Source organism: Prauserella oleivorans, from assembly GCF_042685745.1.
Taxonomy (GTDB): domain Bacteria; phylum Actinomycetota; class Actinomycetes; order Mycobacteriales; family Pseudonocardiaceae; genus Prauserella_A; species Prauserella_A oleivorans.
The window spans coordinates 5,025,686-5,044,653 of sequence record NZ_JBHUNT010000001.1; the positions used below are offsets into that span (position 1 = coordinate 5,025,686).

An 18,968-nucleotide genomic window follows, 5' to 3' on the forward strand; every position below is an offset into this window, starting at 1 on the left:
CTCTATGCCCTCGATCCAATCCACAGGGTCGCGCCGATGAGGGCGCCGATCCCCACGACCCACGCGATGACACCTTCGGACGCCGGCCCGAGGCCGCCCAGCGGGTGGCCACCCGGGGCGTTGCCCTCGTCGGCCACCGACTTGACGTAGGCGACGATGTCCCGCTTCTCCTCCGGGGACAGCTGCCGGTCGGAGAACTTCGGCATGTTCTGCGGGCCGGTGAGCATCGCGGTGTAAATCTGCTCCTCGTTCGCCGGCTCCAGCTCCGGCGCGTACTTACCGGCGGAGAGCGCACCGCCCTGGCCGGTGAAGTTGTGGCACGACGCGCAGTTCAGGCGAAACAGCTCACCGCCGCGCGCGGGGTTGGAACCCTGCAGCGCCTCACCGGTCTGCTCGGGCCGCTGCGGGCCGCCGCCGTGCGCTTGCACGTAGGCGCCCAGCGCGTCGATCTCCTCGGGCGAGTACTTCGCCGGCTTGCGGGACGCCTGCGCCTCCTGCCGCACCATCGGCATGCGGCCGCTCGAGACCTGGAAGTAGACGGCGGCCTCGCCGACGCCGATCAGGCTCGGGCCCTTGTCCTCGACGCCCTCGAGGTTCGCGCCGTGGCACGAGATGCAGCTGTTGTTGTAGATCTGCTCGCCCTTGCGGAGCAGCGCCGGGTCGGTCTGCGCCTCGGCGGTCTGCGGCTCCGGAGCGAAGACGGCGTAGAGCCCTCCGGCCGCGACCAGCGCCACACCGAGCGCGAGCAGGCCGGCCAACCGCCGACGGAACTTCGTGCGGCGACCCGCTCGCCGCTCGCCCGCGGTGGCGGGCTTCTTGCTGGTGGTCATCTTCTGCGGCAACCCTTGCTGTCAGTTCGGCCGATGTGTTCCGAGGTGGTCAGGGGATGATGTAGATCACCGCGAACAGGCCGATCCACACGATGTCGACGAAGTGCCAGTAGTACGAGACGACGATGGCCGACGTCGCCTGCGCCGGTGTGAACTTGCTCAACTTGGTTCGGATGAGCAGGAACACGAACGCGATCAGACCACCGATGACGTGCAGTCCGTGGAAGCCGGTGGTGAGGTAGAAGACCGTGCCGTAGGCACCCGAGGGGATGGTCACACCCTCGCTGATGAGCGTGACGTACTCGCCTGCCTGGCCGAGCACGAAGACCGTGCCCATGATCAGCGTGATCAGGTACCAGCGGCGCAGGCCGAAGACATCACCGCGCTCGGCGGCGAACACGCCGAACTGGCAGGTGAACGACGACGCCACCAGGATGATCGTGAACGGCAGCGCGTACGGGATGTCCAGGTGGATCGGCTCGCCCGTCGCCGGATTGGGTGGCGGCCAGTGCCCGGAGTCGTTCTGCGCCTTGACCGTGAAGAACATCGCGAACAGCCCAGCGAAGAACATGAGCTCGCTGGACAGCCAGACGATGGTGCCGACGCTGACCATGTTCGGCCTGTTCAGCGAGTGCACTCGCTGGCTGATGGAGGGAGCTGCCGTTGTCACGGTTCGCATTATGTCCTCTCACCCGACGGGGTCGCAGAGCGGGTCCTACGGAGAGTCGTGGAAACCGCGTCACCCTCTGGGTCAATCGCGGCCCGGCCAGATAGCATCGGCTCGACCAACACCGCGGGCACGGAGGACGCACCATGACGGAGCAGGCAGCGCAGGCCCTGAGGATCCTCGTTTTCAGCCACCGGCCCGAGGTGCGGGAGTCGATCGTCAACGCCATCGGCCGCAGGCCCGCTCCTGATCTCGGCAAGGTGCGCTACGTCGAGGCCTCCGCGGTGGCCGACGTGCTGGTCGAGATGGACTCCGGTGAGATCGATCTCGCCATTCTCGACGGCGAAGCCCAGCCGACCGGCGGCATCGGCCTGTGCAGGCAGCTCAAGCACGAGATCGACGACTGCCCTCCGATCGTGGTCGCGGTGCGGCGACGGGACGACCGATGGCTTGCGACGTGGTCGCAGGCGGATGCCGTGCTCGTGCATCCGCTCGACCCGCTCGCCGCCGCCGAAACCGTCGCCGAGGTGCTGCGCGCGCAGCGCCTGCCCGTTGTCCAAGGTTGATCACGATGCCCCAGCAACACACCTGGCCTGCCGTGCTCGGCAGGCTCATCGACCGTGGCGATCTCACCGAGGCCGAGACCGCCTGGGCGATGGACCAGATCATGTCCGGCGCCGCCACGCCTGCCCAGATCGGCGGGTTCGCCGTCGCGTTGCGCGCGAAGGGCGAGACCGCTGCGGAGATCTCCGGCATGGCCTCAGCGATGCTCGCCCACTCCCGCCGGCTGGAGATCGGCGTCAAGGCCGTCGACATCGTCGGCACCGGCGGCGACAGGTCAGGCTCGGTGAACATCTCCACGATGTCGGCCCTGGTGGTGGCGGCCTCCGGTGCTCCGGTCGTCAAGCACGGCAGCCGCGCGGCGTCGTCGAAGTCCGGTGCGGCCGACGTGCTCGAGGCACTCGGTGTGGCGATCACCATGTCGCCGGAGAACGTGCGCCGCTGTGTCACCGAGCTCGGCATCGGCTTCTGCTTCGCGCCGGCGTTCCATCCGGCACTCAAGTACGCCGGGGCGCCCCGCCGCGAGCTGGGTGTGCCGACCACGTTCAACATGCTCGGGCCCCTGACCAACCCGGCTCAGCCCTCGGCAGGTCTCATCGGGTGCGCCTACGAGGACAAGACCCGCGTGCTCGCGGAGGTCTACGCGCGGCGCGGCCACGACGTCCTGCTGGTGCGGGGTGACGACGGTCTCGACGAGATCACCAGCACCACCACCACGGCGGCGTGGGTGATCTCGGGCGGAGAGGTCCGCGAGGACCGGATCGACCCGAAGGCGCTGGGCATCCCGCTGGGCACGGCGGCCGACCTCAAGGGTGGATCGCCGGAGGTCAACGCCAGGGTGGTGCAGGAACTGGTCGACGGCAAAGCCGGTCCGGTTCGCGACGCCGTGCTGCTCAACGCGGCCGGTGCACTGGCCGCGTACAACGGCTTCTCCGGCGACCTGACCGCCGACCTGGCCGCCAATCTCGAGCGGGCCGCCAACACCATCGATTCCGGCGCCGCCGCCACGCTGTTGCAGCGCTGGGTGGCGTTCTCCAAGACCGCGGACTGAGCGCGACGGGGCGGCGGCTACCCCGCGCTTCGACCCACATGCTTGCCGCACGCGCCGGGTGGTCCACCACGGCGTGTGCGGTGGTGCTGGCCTCTCAGCTCTGCTCACGGCGCGCGGCGGCGTCCTCGTCGGACCGTGCTCACTGGTACCCGCGCTCACGGCAATCCATCAAGCCACGCCGCGGCCCTCCCAGTCCAACGTCGGCGCCGTGCCCACCCGTCCCGCCTGCCACGCCCGCGATGCCGCGCGCAGCGGCGACTCCCAGCCTGCGACACGACCATGTCGGCCCGCCGAGCAGCCCCCGAACACACGGGTCCCCCCCGCCGCGCACAAGCACGACGGGGGGACCCGAGAAAGGTTCTCAGTGGTGGCTCGGCCCGGTGTGGTACTCGAAGACGAGCCCGCCGACGGCGATGAGCAGCGCGATGATCGCGAACACCAGCAGCCAGATCTGGAAGAACGCCAGCGCCACACCGCCCAGGGCCGCCGACGCGGCGAGGCCCACCGGCCAGTAGCTGCCCGGGCTGAAGAAGCCCAGCTCGCCGGCGCCGTCGCTGATCTCGGCGTCCTCCCGGTCCTCCGGGCGCGGCTCGATGCGGCGCGCCACGAACCGGAAGTAGCTGCCGACCAGCAGCGCCAGCGCGCCGGTGAGGATCAGGGCGACCGTGCCGATCGGCTCGACGCCGTCGGCGGTCATGTAGCCGGTCATCACCGCGTAGACGATCGCTACGAGGAAAGCGAAGACCGTGACGATGTCAAAGAGCCGGGCTTCGACCTTCATTGCCGTGTCCTTACTGAGTCGCTCGGGATACTTCGCGGGGTGGTGCCGGCGAGTCAGCCGGACGCGGTGCGCAGCGTGCGGTCGGTGGCGAACGGCTTGGTGGTGGTGGCCGTCGGGCTGCAGAGCTCGCCACAGCCCTCACCCTGCATGATGCTCAGCGCCTCGGCAGCGGTGTACGGCTGGCCGGTCTCCTGGTTCACCTGCGTGCGGAGCTGAATGTAGCGGTCGTACTTGTCCGGCGACAGCGCCCGCACCTCGAAGTTCATCATCGCGTGATAGGTGCCGCACAGCTCGGCGCAGCGGCCGACGAACGCGCCCTCACGGTCGATGGTGTTCTGGAAGGAGTTGTCCTGGTTGTTCTTCTCCGGGAACGGCATCACGTCCCGCTTGAAGTTGAACTCCGGCACCCAGAACGAGTGGATGACGTCGGTCGAGCGGAGGTTGTACTGGATCTTCCGGTCGGTGGGGAGCACCAGCAGCGGGATCTCCGTCGAGCTGCCGACCGTGGAGATCGGCTGACCCTCGGGCGTGCGCTGCTCCTCCGGGTAGGAGAACTCCCAGTTCCACTGGAAGGCCGTGACGTCGACCGTCACGTCGGGGTCGTCCTCCTTGGCCAGCACGACGCTCTCGGTCGTGGCCGTGAAGAAGAACAGCACGCAGACGAGCACGATCGGCACGCCGACGCAGAACAGCTCGAGCGGCACGTTGTACTGGAACTGCCGGGGCAGCTCCTCCACGGTGCCCTTCTTCTTGCGGAAGAAGGCGACGCTCCAGAAGATGAGGCCCCAGACGATCACGCCGACGACCAGCGCCGCGATGACGGTCCAGGTCCAGAAGGTGCGCATCCGGTCCGCCTCGGGCGTCACACCTTCGGGCCACCCGAACCGGAGGATCTCCTCACCGGAACATCCCGTCGCCAGGATGGCCACAAGCCCGGCGAGCACGGCAACCTTGGCGACCTTGCCCAGTCGTGTCCCCCGGGTGCGCTCTGGAACGCCCACTGCGCGATGCCTCCTACGCCCAATCACTCTGACGTAGAGGGACTTTAGCCGAGATATCCGGGCTCGCCGCCCAGGGGTCGCGCACCACCCGGCACGGCGGCGGCGCGCCGGCAACCGGCATACTGACGACTTCGAACGCGGTGACGAGCAAAAGGTGTGTGAAGAGGCGTGTGCGGCCTGCTTGGACTGGTGTGTCCCAGTGAGAACGACGCGGCGGAAGCCCGGCCCGCGGTGGGTCAGGCGCTGCGTTGCCAGCGGCATCGCGGCCCCGACGAGACCGAGACCTGGGCCGACGGCGAGGTCGTCTACGGCTTCAACCGGCTGGCGATCATCGACGTCGACCACTCGCACCAGCCGCTGACCTGGGGCCCGCCGGAGAACCCGACCCGGTACACGATCAACTTCAACGGCGAGATCTACAACTACCTCGAGCTGCGCGAGGAGCTGGCGACCGAGCACGGTGCGAAGTTCGCCACAGAGGGCGACACCGAGGCGATCGTCGCGGCGTACCACCACCTGGGCCCGGCCGCCGTCGGCAAGCTGCGCGGGATGTTCGCGTTCCTGATCTGGGACTCCGAGCGCAAGGTCGTCTTCGGTGCGCGCGACCCGTTCGGCATCAAGCCGCTGTTCTACTCGGCGGGCCCGCGCGGCATCGCCTTCGCGAGCGAGAAGAAGAGCCTGCTGGAGCTCTCCGGCACCCTCGGGGTCGAGGAGAAGCTCGACCGCACCGCGCTGCAGCACTACCTGGTGCTGCAGTACGTGCCCGAACCCGAGTCGCTGCATGCGGGCATCCGGCGCATCGAGTCGGGCACCTCGTTCACGGTCACGCCGGGCGGCGAGCTCCGCGCCGAGCGGTACTTCTCCCCCGAGTTCCGTGCCACGCCCGTCTCCGGCCCCGCCCGGGTGGCGGCGTTGCACGAGGAGATCGCCGAGGTCATGCGCGACTCGGTGGCCAAGCACATGCGCGCCGACGTCACGGTGGGCGCGTTCCTGTCCGGCGGCATCGACTCCACGGCCATCGCCGCGCTGGCCAAGGAGCACAACCCGAACCTGATCACGTTCACCACCGGCTTCGAGCGCGAGGGCTACTCCGAGGTCGACGTCGCCGCCGAGTCGGCCGCGGCCATCGGTGTGAAGCACGTCGTCCGCACCGTCTCCCCCGACGAGATGATGGAGACGCTGCCGCTGATCGTCTGGTACCTCGACGACCCCGTGGCCGACCCCGCGCTGGTGCCGCTGTGGTTCATCGCGCGCGAGGCGCGCAAACACGTCAAGGTGGTGCTCTCCGGCGAGGGCTCGGACGAGCTGTTCGGCGGCTACACCATCTACCGCGAGCCACTGTCGCTGGCACCGTTCGAGAAGATGCCGGGCGCGCTGCGACGGTTCCTCGGCTCGGTGTCGAAGGCCATCCCGGAGGGCACGCGCGGCAAGGACCTGCTGCGGCGCGGGGCGCTGTCGCTTGAGGAGCGCTACTACGGCAACGCGCGGATCTTCCGCGACGACCAGCTGCGCGAGGTGCTGCGAACGTTCACCGAGGGCGTCGGCCACCGCGACGTCACGGGCCCGTGGTACGACCTGTCGCGCGGCTGGGATCCGGTGGCACGCATGCAGCACGTCGACCTGTTCACGTGGCTGCGGGGCGACATCCTGGTCAAGGCGGACAAGGTCACCATGGCCAACTCGCTGGAGCTGCGGGTGCCGTTCCTGGACACCGAGGTGTTCCGCGTCGCGTCGTCGATCCCGCTCGATCAGAAGATCACCCGCGAGACCACGAAGTTCGCCTTGCGGCGCGCCCTCGACGGCATCGTGCCCGCACACGTGCTCAACCGCCGCAAGCTGGGCTTCCCGGTGCCGATCCGGCTCTGGCTGCGCGACGAGATGTACGACTGGGCACGCGGCATCATCGCCGACTCCCGCACCGACGATCTGCTCGACAAGGCCGCCGTGCAGGCGCTGCTCGACGAACACCGGGCGGGCACGCTCGACCACAGCAGGCGACTCTGGGCACTGCTCGTCTTCATGATCTGGCACGGCATCTTCGTCGAGCACCGGATCAAGCCCGAGGTCCCCGAGCCGCAGTACCCCGTCCGGCTGTGATCTTGCGGGGGCGGCGCTGACCCTTGCGGCGGCGACCCCGCAGGCCCACGGTGCGGGCTCCTTCCGACCCGGCGTGGGCACGGTGGTGAAGGACCAGCAGCCCCTGCGGTTCGGTGAGGGACGGGCTGCGGGGAGACGGGCGCTGCCTGCCGGAACGGGCCAGTGGATAGGCCAACCGGCCTGGCAGGGGTCCGGTCCGGGGCGCGGGGACACCGCCACCCGGACCAAGACCGGTGGCGTCAGCGGGCGTCGGCCAGCTGCTCCCCCTCGCGGTAGGGCAGCACGTTGTGCCAGCGGTTGAAGACGTTGTCCGGATCGAACTCGGCCTTGATCCGCGCCAGCGTGCGGTAGTTCTCCTCGCCGTAGCCGGCCACGACCCGGTTGGGCCCCTCGTCGCCGATGAAGTTGAGGTAGACGTCACCGCTCGCCCACGGCCGGACGTCGGCACACACGTTGCGGGCCCACCTGACGGCACGCTCGTCGTCGGCCGGGTCCTCCCACAGGCCGAGCGGGTGGACGGCCCAGACCGCGGACCGGTCGAAGCCCGGCCAGTCCCGGCCTCGCGAGACCGCCCCGCCCCACGGGAAGAACGCCTGCTGCGACGGCGACGGCACGACCATGTCCCGGGCCCGTGCGGCGAACCGGTCCAGCACCTCGTCGGGTACCTCCTCCAGGTGCTCGTCGGACCAATAGTTCCGGTAGCCGGGCGGGTCGTCGAGCATGGACTGCAGGTCCGCGTACGGAATGTCGGTGACGACCTGCCCGGGCGGCTCGAGAGCGAGCAGCGGCGCGATCAGGTCGCGCAGTTCCCCGACACCGCCGACGTAGGTGGCCAGCACCGCGCAGCACAGCGTTCCGTGCAGATGTTGCGGCACGAACTCCTCGGGCGGCCCGGTCAGGTACAGCACTCCCCCGCCCAGCTCGTCCGGTCCGTGCGCCGCCAGATCGCGGTACGTGCCGAGCACCTCGCGGCCCCGCTCACCCGGCCACAGCAGCAGGGCGATGGAGAACTCCGGGAGCGGGTGCAGCCGGAAGGTCAGTGACGTCGCGACCCCGAAGTTGCCGCCGCCACCGTGCAGGGCCCAGAACAGATCGGGGTGCTCGTGCTCGTTGGCGGTCACCTCGCGACCGTCGGCGGTCACCAGATCGGCCGAGAGCAGGTTGTCGCAGGAGAGCCCGAACTTGCGCTCGAGCCAGCCGGACCCGCCACCGAGCGTGAGCCCCGCGATGCCGGTCGTCGACACCCGCCCGCCGGTGGTCGCGAGCCCGTGCGGCTGGGTCGCCCGGTCCAAATCCGCCCAGCAGGCGCCACCCCCGACGCGCGCCGTGCCCTGCTGAGGATCCACCGCGACGTCGTTCATCGGCCGGACGTCGATCACCAGGCCGCCGTCGACCAGGCAGGACCCCGCGACGCTGTGCCCGCCGCTGCGCACGGCGACCGGCAACGCCTGCTCCCGCGCGAACGCGAGGGCGTCCGCGACGTCCTGCGGGGTGCCGCATCTGGCGATCACCTGGGGCCGGGCCGTCAGCATCGCGTTGAACACCGAGCGGACGTCCTCGTAGTCACCGTCGCCAGGCGTGACGATGCCGCCGCCGAAGCGGCCGCGCAGCTCATCCACGGCCGCCGGGTCGAGTGGGTTGCGGGTCATGATGATGTGCCTCCTCGCCATCCCCCTGTAGGAGGCGGTCGCACAGCCATGCCCGGCGTTACGGAAAGTGAAATCTAGGCGGGCAGCACGGCGCCGATCTCGTCGGCGGCGTCCGCGCCGTACGCACCGGCGAGCCGGGCGAGGGCGCTGTCGCGCTGAAGCGTCCACTCCTGCGTGCCCACCGTCTCCAGCGCGAGCACGGCGACCAGCGAGCCGAGCTGCGCCGAGCGTTCCAGGCCGAGGTCGTGGTGACGGCCGGCGAGGAACCCGGCCCGGAAGGCGTCGCCGACGCCGGTGGGATCCACCTTGGCCGTCTCGGGCACGGCCCCGACCTGCAGCGCCGTACCGTCCGCGGCGACGATCTCCACGCCCTTCGCACCCTGCGTGGTGACGCGCATGCCGACCCGGGAGAGCACGTCCTGCTCGGTCCAGCCAGTCTTGCGGAGCAGCAACTCCCACTCGTAGTCGTTGCTGAACAGGTAGTCGGCGCCGGCGATGAACTCGCGGGCCTGTGCCCCGTCCATCCGCGCGAGCTGCTGGGACGGGTCGGCGGCGAACGGGTAGGACCGCTGCCTGCATTCCTCCGCGTGCCGCAGCATCGCCTCGGGGTCGTCCGGGCTGATCAGGACGAGGCTCAGCCCGCCGGCGCGTTCGGCGACGGGTGTGAGCTCGATGTTGCGGGCCTCGGCCATCGCGCCCGCGTAGAAGGTCGCGATCTGGCACAGGTCCTCGTCGGTGGTGCACACGAATCGCGCGGTGTGGGCGACCTCGGAGACGTGCACACCGGACGTGTCGACACCGTGCCGCTCCAGCCAGGCGCGGTAGTCGGCGAAGTCGTCACCGACCGCGCCGACGAGCACGGGCGACACCCCGAGCACACCGAGCCCGAAGGCGATGTTGGCCCCGATCCCGCCCCGGCGGACGACCAGGTCGTCGGCGAGAAAGCTCAGCGAGATCCGGTGCAGTTGCTCGGGAACGAGCTGCTCGGCGAACCGGCCCGGGAAGTGCATGAGGTGGTCGGTCGCGATGCTTCCCGACACCGCGATACGCGCCTTCGCTGCCACCGGTCCTCCAGTCGGGTAGTGGTACGACCCGCGAGCGAGACTACCGAGCGGTAAGGGTGTTGCGCACGCCACAGGCGACCTACCTTGGCCGCATGGAGATCGTCACCGAACCCGAGACGCTGGCCGAGTTGATCGCGGACTGCGCCGAGATCCCGCGACCCGACGTGCCGGCCGTCCGGGAGGGGACGAGCGCCGAGTCGTGGACCGTCAGTGACGCCTGCCATGCCCAAGTGGCGGATTTGGACGCGTACCGCTGACCCGCATACTCACAGGGGCCGTGATCAACGGCGATCGCGGCCCCTGTGGTCTGTCCGGACACGTCTCGGCAGGTGAACAACGACAACGGGCGCCGGCCACGCGTGGTGGCCGGCGCCCGTTTCGTCGACTGTGCCTCAGTGGAACGAGTCGCCGCAGGCGCAGGAGCCGCCCGCGTTCGGGTTGTCGATGGTGAAGCCCTGCTTCTCGATCGTGTCGACGAAGTCGATCTGTGCTCCGTCCACGTAGGGCGCGCTCATGCGGTCGACGGCCACACGCAGCCCGTTGAACTCGCGGAACAGGTCACCGTCGAGCGTGCGCTCGTCGAAGAACAGCTGGTACCGCAGCCCCGCGCAGCCACCGGGCTGCACGGCGATACGCAGGTGCATGTCGTCGCGGCCCTCTTGATCGAGCAGCGCCTTGGCCTTGGCGGCCGCGGCTTCGGTCAAGATGACGCCGTGCGTGGCCTCCTCGGCGGTGGTGTTGCCGGTCTGCTCAGCGGTCGTCATGACTCTCCCTCAAGGTCTCTTCGCAGGGCGGGCACTCGAGTCAACAACTCCAGCGTCCGTCTTGTTCCCCACGTTCCATGGTGACACATCTTTCGACCGGCTGAACATCGACCGTGAGCGCTGCAATACCCTGGTGACGTGAGGTTCCTGCGCCGCAACAGCACCCAAGAGACCGAATCGGGCGACGACGCCCAGGCCACCGCTGTCGAGGTCGACTCCGGCGGTGAGTCCCGCGTGCGCAAGGGCTACACGCCTGGCAAGGGCAGGCCGACGCCGAAGCGCAGCGAGGCCGAGGGCAAGCGCCGTGGCCCGGTCGCGCCGCCGCCGCGGACGACGCGCGAGGCGATCCGGCGCAACCGCGAGCTGCGCAAGCAGAACCCGGTGAGCAAGGAAGAGCGCCGCGCGGCGGCCAGGGAGCGCCGCGAGCGCATGCTGGCGGGCGACGAGCGCTACCTGCTGCCCCGGGACCGCGGCCCGGTGAAGGCGTACGTGCGTGACCTGGTCGATTCGCGGCGCAATGTGCTCGGCCTGTTCATGCCACTGGCCATTGTGGTCTTCGTCACACTACTGGTGCCGGTGCCGGCCGTGCAGCAGTACGCCACGCTGGTGACCACGGTCCTGCTGCTCGGCATGCTCGTCGAGGGCTTCCTCAACGGCAGGCGGATCAGCAAGGCCGTCCGGCTGCGGTTCCCGGACGAGCACGTGCGCGGCGCCTCCCTCGGCTGGTACGCGTTCGTCCGCGCCAGCCAGCTGCGCAGGCTCCGGGTCCCGAAGCCGCGGCTGAAGCCGGGCGACCCCATCCCGTAACCCCGCGGGCGCGTTCGCGGCCACGGCGCCAGGTCGTTAGCCATGCAAAGCATCCGGGTAGGGTTGACCGCATGGAGTTCCGACGTCTTGGCCGCAGTGGCCTTTCGGTCAGCGAAATCTCGTACGGCAACTGGCTCACCCACGGTTCCCAGGTGGAGGAGGACCAGGCCCAGGCGTGCATCAAGGCCGCTCTCGACGCGGGCATCACGACCTTCGACACCGCCGACGTCTACGCGAACACGGCCGCTGAGTCGGTGCTCGGGCGCGGCCTGAAGGGACAGCGCCGCGAGAGCCTGGAGATCTTCACGAAGGTGTTCTGGCCGACCGGCCCGAAGGGCCCGAACGACAAAGGTCTCGGCCGCAAGCACATCATGGAGTCGGCCCACGCCTCGCTGAAGCGGCTCGGCACCGACTACGTCGACCTGTACCAGGCACACCGGTTCGACCACACCGTCCCGCTCGAGGAGACGATGCTCGCCTTCGCCGATCTGGTGCGGCAGGGCAAGGTGCTTTACGTGGGCGTCTCGGAGTGGACCGCCGAGCAGATCACGCGCGGCGCCGCGCTGGCGCGTGAGCTGAAGATCCCGTTCGTCTCCAACCAGCCGCAGTACAACATGCTGTGGCGGGTCATCGAGGACCAGGTGATTCCCGCCTGTGAGCGCGAGGGCATGAGCCAGATCGTGTGGTCGCCGATCGCGCAGGGCGTGCTCACCGGCAAGTACAAGCCGGGCCAGCCGCCGCCCGCGGGATCCCGCGCCACCGACGACAAGGGCGGCGCGACCATGGTTCAGCGGTTCCTGCGCGACGAGGTGCTCGAGCGCGTCGAGAAGCTGCGCCCGCTGGCCGACCAGGCCGGCCTCACGCTCGCCCAGCTGGCCGTGGCGTGGGTGCTGCAGAACCCGAACGTGGCCTCGGCGATCATCGGCGCCTCCCGCCCGGAGCAGGTGCACGAGAACGTCAAGGCCGCGGGCGTGAAGCTCGACGCCGACCTCATGACGGCCATCGACACGGCGCTGCTCGGCGTCGTGGAGACCGACCCGCGGCACACGAAGAGCCCGGAGTCGATCTGAAGTCTCACACCCGGCGGCGCCCGTCGTCCTGGCGACGGCGGGCGTCGGCGGCGGCCGTCCACACCAGACGGATCTCGTCCAGCAGTTCCCACGGCTTGAGCACGGTGGTGCGCGGCAGCGACCCGGCGAAGCTCACGGGGTGCCTGCGGAAGCGGCGCAGCATGCGGCCGGGTTTGCTCGTCACGCGGTGCCGCAGGTCTCGCAGGTAGCGCTCGCGGACGTCTCGTTCGATGCTGTTGCCGCACCGCGTGCAGGTGGTGACCACGAGCAGCCGGCCTGCGTAGGCGAGCTGATGCTGGGTTTCCAGGCCGCAGTCGTGGCAGGCCAGGGTGGCGTACTCGACAGTGCCCATCGTGCCCACCATGTCCCTCTCATCCGTCCTCGTCGACGTCATGTCTGGTAGTCCGCCGCGGCGAGCACCTGCTCGGCGATCACGAGATCGTGCGGATAGGTGATCTTGAAGTTCTGTTGCTCGCCGCGCACCCAGTGCACCGGCAGGTCGGAGTAGCGCTCCATGCAGGACGCCGTGTCCGTGCCGAGGAACTCCTCCCGCGCGGCCTGCTCGTAGGCGGCCAGCAGCGGCGCGGCCCGGAACCCCTGCGGCGTCTGGGCGCGGATGATCGGCCCCGGCGCGTGCTCGGCCAGCGTGCTGCCGTCGTCCCCGACCGCCACGATGTCCTCGGCGGGCAAGCCGGGGATGGCGCCGCCGTGTTCGCGCGCCTCGTGCAGCACGCCGGCGATGAGCGCGGGGCTGACCAGCGGGCGGGCGGCGTCGTGCAGCAGCACGGTGTCGATACTGCCCTCGTCGATGCGGCTGGCCAGATGGCGCAGCGCCTTGAGTTCCGACTCCTGCCGGGTCTCCCCGCCGTAGACCACCTCCACCGCTGCCTCGATCTCCCGGTCGAGCACCCACTCGACGAGCTCGCCGTCCTCCGGCCGCGCCACGAGCACGAGCACCCCGATCTCGGGCACACGGGCGAACGCGCCCAGCGACCAGGAGACGAGCCGGCGTCCGGCGAGCGGCAGGTAGACCTTGTTGATGCCGGCCCCGACCCGCGTTCCCGCGCCGCTGGCCAGCACGACACCGGCCGCATACGGCACCCGTCGGCCGCGCCCGCGCCGGGCTTTCCGTTCCGCCACACCGGGATCATACGAGCTCGCCGTCCAGCAGCTCCTGGATCGTGCCGAGCAGCCGGGCGCCCGCGACGCCGTCGGCGACCCGGTGGTCGACGCTGAGACCGAGCGTGCAGCGCAGCCGGACGCCGACGCCACCGGGCACGGGCACCACCTTCGGCTCGACGGTGCCGACCGCCAGCGCGGTGGGCTGCGGCGGGGTCAGCAGCGCCTGGAAACCGCCCACCCCGGACCCACCGAGGTTGGACAGCGTGCTCGACGCGGGCGCGGTCAGCTCCGCCAGCCCGAGCCTGCCGCCGCGGGCCCGCGCCACCACATCGTCGATGCGGTCCGCCAGCACGTCGAGTGCGTCCCGGTCCGGGTCGGTGAGCACGGGCGCGAGCAGACCGCGCGGGGTGTCCACGGCGAGCGCGACGGCGACGTGCTCGTGCGGGACGGGTGCGCCGTCGCCCCAGGAGGCGTTGAGGCCGGGATGCCTGCGCAACGCCGTCGCCAGGACCTTGGTGAACACCACCGTCCAGCTCGCGCTCCCGCGCCGGCTCGCTGCGGCCTCCAGGTCGACGTCGCGGTACAGCACGAACTGCGGTACCTGCGCGCTCGCCGACATCCGGCGGGCGATGGCGGCGCGGCCGTTGCGCGGCCGGGCGCCGCCTGCCGCGGGCAGGTCGGCGAGCCGGATGGTCCGCCACGGTCCGGTCGGGGTGACGCTGGCGAGATCGATGCCGCGTTCGGCGGCGAGCCGCCGAGCGGCGGGAACGGCGGCGATGCCGGGTACGGCACGCGGGCCGGCCCCGTTGCGGGACACGGGTTCGGCCTTGCGGGACACGGGTTCGCCGTTGCGCGACACGGGCTCGGCGTTGCCGGACACGGGCTCGGCGTCGTGGGACACGGGCTCGCCGTTGCGGACATCCGGCTCGGCCGCCGGGTCACGCGGGCCCGGGTCCGGTGCGGGGCCGTCGAAGAGGCCGTCCAGCAGGTCGTCGGCCTCCGAGGAGACGTAGGCGATCGGCTCGCCGACGGCGATGACGTCCTCGGGCTCGGCGACGAGCCGGGTCAGCACGCCGTCGACGGTCGCCTCCACCTCCATGTCGACCTTGTCGGTGGTCACCTCGCACACGACCTCGCCCTGCCGCACCGGCTCGCCCTCGGTCTTGCGCCAGGCCACGAACACGCCCTCGGTCATGGTCATCGACATCTTCGGCATGACCAGAGGGATCTCCCTGGCTACCACCGCCGCACCAGCTCCCCCACCTCGCGCACGATGTCCTCCACCTGCGGCACGGCGGCGCGTTCCAGCTGCGGCGCGTACGGGATCGGCACGTCGAGCCCGCACAGCCGCGCCACCGGGGCGCGCAGGTGCCCGAACGCGGGCGACTCCACGATCCGTGCGGCGATCTCGGCCATGAAACCGCCGGTCTTCGGCGCCTCCTGGACCAGCAGCGCCCGGCCGGTGGCGATCACGCTGTCCACAATGGTCTGCGCGTCGAGCGGGCGGAGCGTGCGCGGGTCGAGCACGCTCGCGTCGATGCCCTCGGCCGCCAGCCGCTCGGCCGCCTCCAGCGCGCGGGACACCATCACGCCGGTGGCGACAATCGTGATGTCCGTGCCGGTGCGGCGGACCGCCGTCTCGCCGAGCCGCACGCGGGTGGCGTCCTCCGGCACGGGACCGCTCTGCTTGTAGAGCAGCTTGTGCTCGAGCACGATCACCGGGTTCGGGTCGTCGATGGCCGCGAGCAGCAGGCCCTTGGCGTCGGCGGGCGTGCTCGGCATGACCACCTTGAGTCCGGGGACATGTGCGAACCACGCCTCGAGGCTCTGCGAGTGCTGAGCGGCGGCGCCGGTGCCCGAGCCGCCGGGCGCCCGCAGCACCATCGGCACGGTCGCGGCGCCGCCCAGCATGAAGTGGATCTTCGCCGCCTGGTTGACGATCTGGTCCATGGCCTGTGCGGTGAAGTCGGAGAACTGGATCTCCACCACCGGTCGCATGCCCGCCAGCGCCGCGCCCACCGCGGCACCCACGATGCCCAGCTCGCTGATCGGGGTGTCGCGCACCCGGTCGGGCCCGAAGCGGTGCACGAGGTCGCCGGTGACGCCGAAGGCGCCGCCGTAGGTGCCCACGTCCTCGCCGAGCAGGAACACCCGCTCGTCGGCGGTCATGGCCTGGTCCAGTGCCTCCCGGACGGCTTCGGCATAGGTGAGCGTCCGGACACCGATGGGTTGCTCCACGGTGGTGGTCATGCGCCTGCTCCCGGGGAGACGGCCGCGTAGACGGCATCGGTCAGGGATTCCGCGTCGGCGTCCGGTGCCGCGTTGGCGACGCGGATCGCCTCGCGCACCCGGTCGCGGGCCTCTGCCCGGCACGCCTCGATGTCCGATTCGGACAGTGTGCCCGCCACCGCCTGTTCGAAGCGGGTGATCGGGTCCCGCTCGCGCCAGGACTCGATCTCCTCGCGCGTGCGGTAGAGGTTCTTGTCGCTCTTGGAGTGACCCTTCCAGCGGTAGGTCACCGCTTCCACGAACGACGGTCCGCGCCCGGCCCGCGCCCGGTGCACGGCATCGGAGACGGCGTCGTGCACGGCCTGCGGGTCGTTGCCGTCCACGGTCACGCCCGGGATGCCGTACGCCGCGGCCCGGTCGGCCAGCCGGTTCACCTTGAACGCGCGCTCGACCGGCATCGACATGCCGTAGTGGTTGTTCTCGCACACGAACACCACGGGCAGGTCCCAGATCGCGGCGAGGTTCACGCCCTCGTGCCAGGCGCCCTCGTTGACCGCGCCGTCGCCGAAGAAGCTCACCACCACCTCGTCGCCGCCCCGCATGGCCACGGCCAGCCCGGCACCGGCGGCGATCGGCACTCCCCCGGCGACGATGCCGTTGGCGCCGAGGTTGCCCGTCGCCACGTCGGCGATGTGCATGGAGCCGCCCCGGCCGCGGCAGTACCCCGTCTCCTTGGCCAGCAGTTCGGCCATCATCGCGTCGAGGCGAGCCCCTTTCGCGATGCAGTGCCCGTGACCGCGGTGGGTGGACGTGATGTAGTCGCCGTCGGACAGCGCGAGGCACGCGCCGGTCGGAACGGCTTCCTGCCCGATGGACAAGTGCATGGTGCCGTGCATGAGCCCGCGGGCGAACAGGTCGTCCACCGCCTCCTCGAACCGGCGGATCGTCCACATTGTCGTGAGCGTCCGCCGGGCGGCCGTCGCGTCCTTCGTCAGATCCATGCCTCCGTCACCTCCTCCCCGGCGAGCAGGCGGTCCTGGAGCCTGCGCAGCGTGGCGATCGTGGTGGTCTCGTCCACGGCGATGTCCGCCGAGGTCAGCACGGTGCCCGCGGGCACGTCCCGGCGTACGCGGGCGCCCGCGGCCAGCCCGAGCGGGACGTGGTCGCCCGCGCGGGCGTTCTCAGCGCTGTCGGTGACGCCGTACACGGTGTGGCCACCGATGCCGTCCACGGTCTCGCCTTCGCGGAGATCGCGCTTGGCGACGGCGAGCACCTCGGCGTTCCACGCCGACGGCGCGAGGCTCGGCGTGCGGTCGAGCACCGTCTGGGCCACCGACAGCGGCGCCTCCACGCTGGCGAGGTGGTACGGCCGGTAGAAGGCGTAGTACGGCCCCTTGCCCATGCCCAGGTAGGCCATCTCGCCCACGACGGCCGGGTGGTCGCTGCGGCCGATCACGAACACGCCCGGCGCCACCGGACCCGTGCAGTAGTCGACCACACCGGCTTCCGGGAGCACTCCCCCGTCGGCGGCGGGGCGGAACGTCTCCGCGAGTCCCTCCACTGTGCAATGTGGACCCGTCAGGCCACGGGCGGGCACCCGCAGCCCCGTGCCGTTGGCCAGTGCAGCCATCTCGATCATGGTCTTGGAACCGTCGACGAAGCTCGCCAGCATGTGCGGGTTCATGCCCTTGGCCGCGGCCTGCTCGGCCACCGAGTCCGGGTTGGCGGAGGGGTCGAGCGGGTTGTTCTTGCCTTTGCCCGCGCAGACCACCTCGAAGCCGATGTCACGCACGTAGTCGACGAGGGCCTTGCACTCCACCGGTTCATCGCCCCGGCAGACGGTGTAGACGCGGCCGGTGCGCTCGGCGAGGCGGGCGAGCAGGTAACCCACGGTGACGTCGCACTCGACGTTGAGCATCGCGATGTCCTTGCCCGCGAGCAGTCCGGCGAACGCGACCTGCGCGCCGACCTCGGGGACTCCGCTCGCATCGACGAGGACGTCCACCGGCAGCGCGGTGAGCATCGTCGCGTCAGCCGTCACGACGGGCGTCCCGGCCTCGACGGCCCGGGCGAGTTCGGCCCGGTCCTCGCTCGCCACGACGTCACCGCGGCCAGCCTCGGCGAAGGCCCGCTTGCCGCGTTCGGGGGCGATGTCGGCGATGGCCGCGACCTCCATTCCTGCGATGCGGCTCGCCTGGACGACGAAGCCGAGGCCCATCTGCCCGGCACCGACCAGTCCGATACGGACCGGACGGCCCCGTTCCCGCTCGCGTGCTCGCAGCCGATCGACATAACTCATCCGCACCCCTCCGGTCCGCACCCTTGCGCGGTTTGCACGTTTGTGCACTACGTGTGCACCTTGGTTCTTCTTTGGTAGCACGGGAAATCAACGGCACACAAGCCCACGAGCTGTGCACATCCGTGCAAACCGCGGACATGGCGAAGGCCGCTTTCCCGCCTGTGACAGGAAAGCGGCCTTCACCGTGGTTGTCAGGCGGCCCGGGACCTCGTGGACCGGAGAGCACCCGCGTTCAGCCGCCCGGCCATGCCCAGCGCCTCGTGGACGGCCTTGGCCAGCGCCTTCGACCCGGCGCGCTCCTCGGCACCCTCGACCGGACCGGCCAGCTCCGGACGTTCGGAGAAGCGGGCGAACACCGAGGCGCCCTCCATGGCCCGCGCGCGGGTCACCGTGCCGCGCCTGCGGTCGATCACCAGCAGCACGACCGCACCCCGCAGCCGTCCCTTGGACCGCCCGCTGACGAGCAGCATGCCGCTGCGGTTCTCCTCCGCGGCCAGCTCGTTGACCGCGCGCTGGTAGCCGAGGTGCTGGCGATAGCTCAGCACGCCCGCGACCACGAACGCGGCGAGCAGCACGAGCACCGCCTGCCAGGTCATGTCGCCGTCCCCCGCAACGCGACGCGGGCGCCGGCCTGCGGAATCGACACCGTGCCCTTGCCGTGCACCGCGCCCGGCAGCAACGACGTGCCCTCGCCCGGGTTGAGGTACACGACGATGTGGCCGAGGGTGCGCAGGTTCTCGTGGGCCCGGTCGCCGACCGCGACGAGCTCCACCTGCTCGTCGCCGATGCAGAACACGTCGCCCGGACGGATCTCCCGCTCCGGGCCCTTGGCCGGGCTGTGCACGACGCTGACGCTCTCCAGCGCGTCCGGAATCGGGTCGGCGTACAGGATGACGACGCCACCCTCCACCATGTCGCCGGCCTCCGCGCCGGCGCGCAGCACAGTGCTTTCGTAGTACACGCTCATGGTTTTCCT

General features: G+C 70.6%; 21 protein-coding genes. 6 read left to right on the plus strand and 15 right to left on the minus strand.

Going from position 1 to position 18,968, the window contains the following annotated elements; genetic code table 11:
• Positions 1-2 precede the first annotated feature (2 nt).
• The gene (gene qcrC, locus ACFSZT_RS24725; RefSeq protein WP_377385114.1) at positions 3-830 is read right to left on the minus strand and encodes a cytochrome bc1 complex diheme cytochrome c subunit; all 828 of its coding nucleotides are present in this window, start codon (positions 828-830) and stop codon (positions 3-5) included.
• A 49-nt stretch (positions 831-879) separates the two neighbouring features.
• On the minus strand, positions 880-1,509 hold the full coding sequence (ctaE, locus tag ACFSZT_RS24730; protein ID WP_377385113.1) for an aa3-type cytochrome oxidase subunit III: 630 nt from the start codon (positions 1,507-1,509) through the stop codon (positions 880-882).
• Between the two features lie 134 nt (positions 1,510-1,643).
• On the opposite strand from ctaE, the gene ACFSZT_RS24735 reads away from it, so the two are divergent.
• Positions 1,644-2,063, plus strand: coding sequence for a hypothetical protein (locus ACFSZT_RS24735; RefSeq protein ID WP_377385111.1), 420 nt, complete (start codon positions 1,644-1,646; stop codon positions 2,061-2,063).
• A gap of 5 nt (positions 2,064-2,068) precedes the next feature.
• Positions 2,069-3,109 carry an anthranilate phosphoribosyltransferase gene (gene trpD, locus ACFSZT_RS24740; RefSeq protein ID WP_377385109.1) on the plus strand — a complete coding sequence of 347 codons (1,041 nt, stop codon included), beginning with the start codon at positions 2,069-2,071 and terminating at the stop codon, positions 3,107-3,109.
• Positions 3,110-3,470: 361 nt separating this feature from the next.
• Here the strand turns inward: trpD and ACFSZT_RS24745 are convergent, their stop codons facing one another.
• Both ACFSZT_RS24745 and ctaC read right to left on the minus strand, forming a co-directional pair.
• Positions 3,471-3,890, minus strand: a complete 420-nt coding sequence (locus ACFSZT_RS24745) for a cytochrome c oxidase subunit 4 (protein WP_377385108.1) — start codon at positions 3,888-3,890, stop codon at positions 3,471-3,473.
• Positions 3,891-3,943: 53 nt separating this feature from the next.
• On the minus strand, positions 3,944-4,891 hold the full coding sequence (gene ctaC, locus ACFSZT_RS24750) for an aa3-type cytochrome oxidase subunit II (RefSeq protein ID WP_377385106.1): 948 nt from the start codon (positions 4,889-4,891) through the stop codon (positions 3,944-3,946).
• Between the two features lie 168 nt (positions 4,892-5,059).
• Between ctaC and asnB the strand changes: the two genes are divergently transcribed.
• Positions 5,060-6,988 (plus strand): asparagine synthase (glutamine-hydrolyzing), encoded by a 1,929-nt coding sequence (gene asnB, locus ACFSZT_RS24755; RefSeq protein WP_377385104.1) that lies wholly within the window; start codon positions 5,060-5,062, stop codon positions 6,986-6,988.
• A gap of 239 nt (positions 6,989-7,227) precedes the next feature.
• On the opposite strand, the gene ACFSZT_RS24760 is transcribed toward asnB, so the two are convergent.
• Together ACFSZT_RS24760 and ACFSZT_RS24765 are read right to left on the minus strand one after the other, a co-directional pair.
• The gene (locus ACFSZT_RS24760) at positions 7,228-8,637 is read right to left on the minus strand and encodes an FAD-binding oxidoreductase (RefSeq protein ID WP_377385102.1); all 1,410 of its coding nucleotides are present in this window, start codon (positions 8,635-8,637) and stop codon (positions 7,228-7,230) included.
• Between the two features lie 74 nt (positions 8,638-8,711).
• Positions 8,712-9,701, minus strand: a complete 990-nt coding sequence (locus ACFSZT_RS24765; protein ID WP_377385100.1) for a carbohydrate kinase family protein — start codon at positions 9,699-9,701, stop codon at positions 8,712-8,714.
• 92 nt (positions 9,702-9,793) lie between these two features.
• Between ACFSZT_RS24765 and ACFSZT_RS24770 the strand changes: the two genes are divergently transcribed.
• Positions 9,794-9,958: a hypothetical protein gene (locus ACFSZT_RS24770; protein ID WP_377385098.1), complete on the plus strand. Its 165-nt coding sequence runs from the start codon at positions 9,794-9,796 to the stop codon at positions 9,956-9,958.
• 135 nt (positions 9,959-10,093) lie between these two features.
• Here ACFSZT_RS24770 and ACFSZT_RS24775 read toward each other — a convergent pair whose 3' ends face one another.
• Complete coding sequence (locus tag ACFSZT_RS24775; RefSeq protein ID WP_377385097.1) at positions 10,094-10,465, minus strand: HesB/IscA family protein; 372 nt, start codon at positions 10,463-10,465, stop codon at positions 10,094-10,096.
• 138 nt (positions 10,466-10,603) lie between these two features.
• On the opposite strand from ACFSZT_RS24775, the gene ACFSZT_RS24780 reads away from it, so the two are divergent.
• A complete protein-coding gene (locus ACFSZT_RS24780) occupies positions 10,604-11,272 on the plus strand; it encodes a DUF3043 domain-containing protein (RefSeq protein WP_377385095.1) in 669 nt (222 codons plus the stop codon).
• Between the two features lie 71 nt (positions 11,273-11,343).
• Positions 11,344-12,342, plus strand: a complete 999-nt coding sequence (locus tag ACFSZT_RS24785; RefSeq protein ID WP_377385094.1) for an aldo/keto reductase family protein — start codon at positions 11,344-11,346, stop codon at positions 12,340-12,342.
• Positions 12,343-12,346: 4 nt separating this feature from the next.
• Here the strand turns inward: ACFSZT_RS24785 and ACFSZT_RS24790 are convergent, their stop codons facing one another.
• The 8 genes from ACFSZT_RS24790 to ACFSZT_RS24825 all read right to left on the minus strand — a co-directional run bounded on the left by ACFSZT_RS24790 (position 12,347) and on the right by ACFSZT_RS24825 (position 18,959).
• Positions 12,347-12,694: a hypothetical protein gene (locus ACFSZT_RS24790; RefSeq protein ID WP_377385092.1), complete on the minus strand. Its 348-nt coding sequence runs from the start codon at positions 12,692-12,694 to the stop codon at positions 12,347-12,349.
• A 38-nt stretch (positions 12,695-12,732) separates the two neighbouring features.
• Complete coding sequence (locus ACFSZT_RS24795) at positions 12,733-13,482, minus strand: IspD/TarI family cytidylyltransferase (RefSeq protein ID WP_377385091.1); 750 nt, start codon at positions 13,480-13,482, stop codon at positions 12,733-12,735.
• 7 nt (positions 13,483-13,489) lie between these two features.
• Complete coding sequence (locus tag ACFSZT_RS24800) at positions 13,490-14,680, minus strand: dihydrolipoamide acetyltransferase family protein (RefSeq protein ID WP_377385089.1); 1,191 nt, start codon at positions 14,678-14,680, stop codon at positions 13,490-13,492.
• Positions 14,681-14,700: 20 nt separating this feature from the next.
• The gene (locus tag ACFSZT_RS24805) at positions 14,701-15,714 is read right to left on the minus strand and encodes an alpha-ketoacid dehydrogenase subunit beta (protein ID WP_377385087.1); all 1,014 of its coding nucleotides are present in this window, start codon (positions 15,712-15,714) and stop codon (positions 14,701-14,703) included.
• On the minus strand, positions 15,711-16,694 hold the full coding sequence (locus ACFSZT_RS24810; protein ID WP_377385085.1) for a thiamine pyrophosphate-dependent dehydrogenase E1 component subunit alpha: 984 nt from the start codon (positions 16,692-16,694) through the stop codon (positions 15,711-15,713). The genes ACFSZT_RS24805 and ACFSZT_RS24810 overlap by 4 nt, the downstream gene beginning before the upstream one ends.
• Positions 16,685-17,992: an NAD(P)H-dependent oxidoreductase gene (locus ACFSZT_RS24815; RefSeq protein WP_377385083.1), complete on the minus strand. Its 1,308-nt coding sequence runs from the start codon at positions 17,990-17,992 to the stop codon at positions 16,685-16,687. The genes ACFSZT_RS24810 and ACFSZT_RS24815 overlap by 10 nt, the downstream gene beginning before the upstream one ends.
• 191 nt (positions 17,993-18,183) lie before the next feature.
• Positions 18,184-18,588, minus strand: a complete 405-nt coding sequence (locus tag ACFSZT_RS24820) for a transcriptional regulator GutM (RefSeq protein ID WP_377385081.1) — start codon at positions 18,586-18,588, stop codon at positions 18,184-18,186.
• Entirely contained in the window at positions 18,585-18,959 is a 375-nt protein-coding gene (locus tag ACFSZT_RS24825) for a PTS glucitol/sorbitol transporter subunit IIA (RefSeq protein ID WP_377385079.1), read from the minus strand. The genes ACFSZT_RS24820 and ACFSZT_RS24825 overlap by 4 nt, the downstream gene beginning before the upstream one ends.
• Between the last annotated feature and the right edge of the window lie 9 nt (positions 18,960-18,968).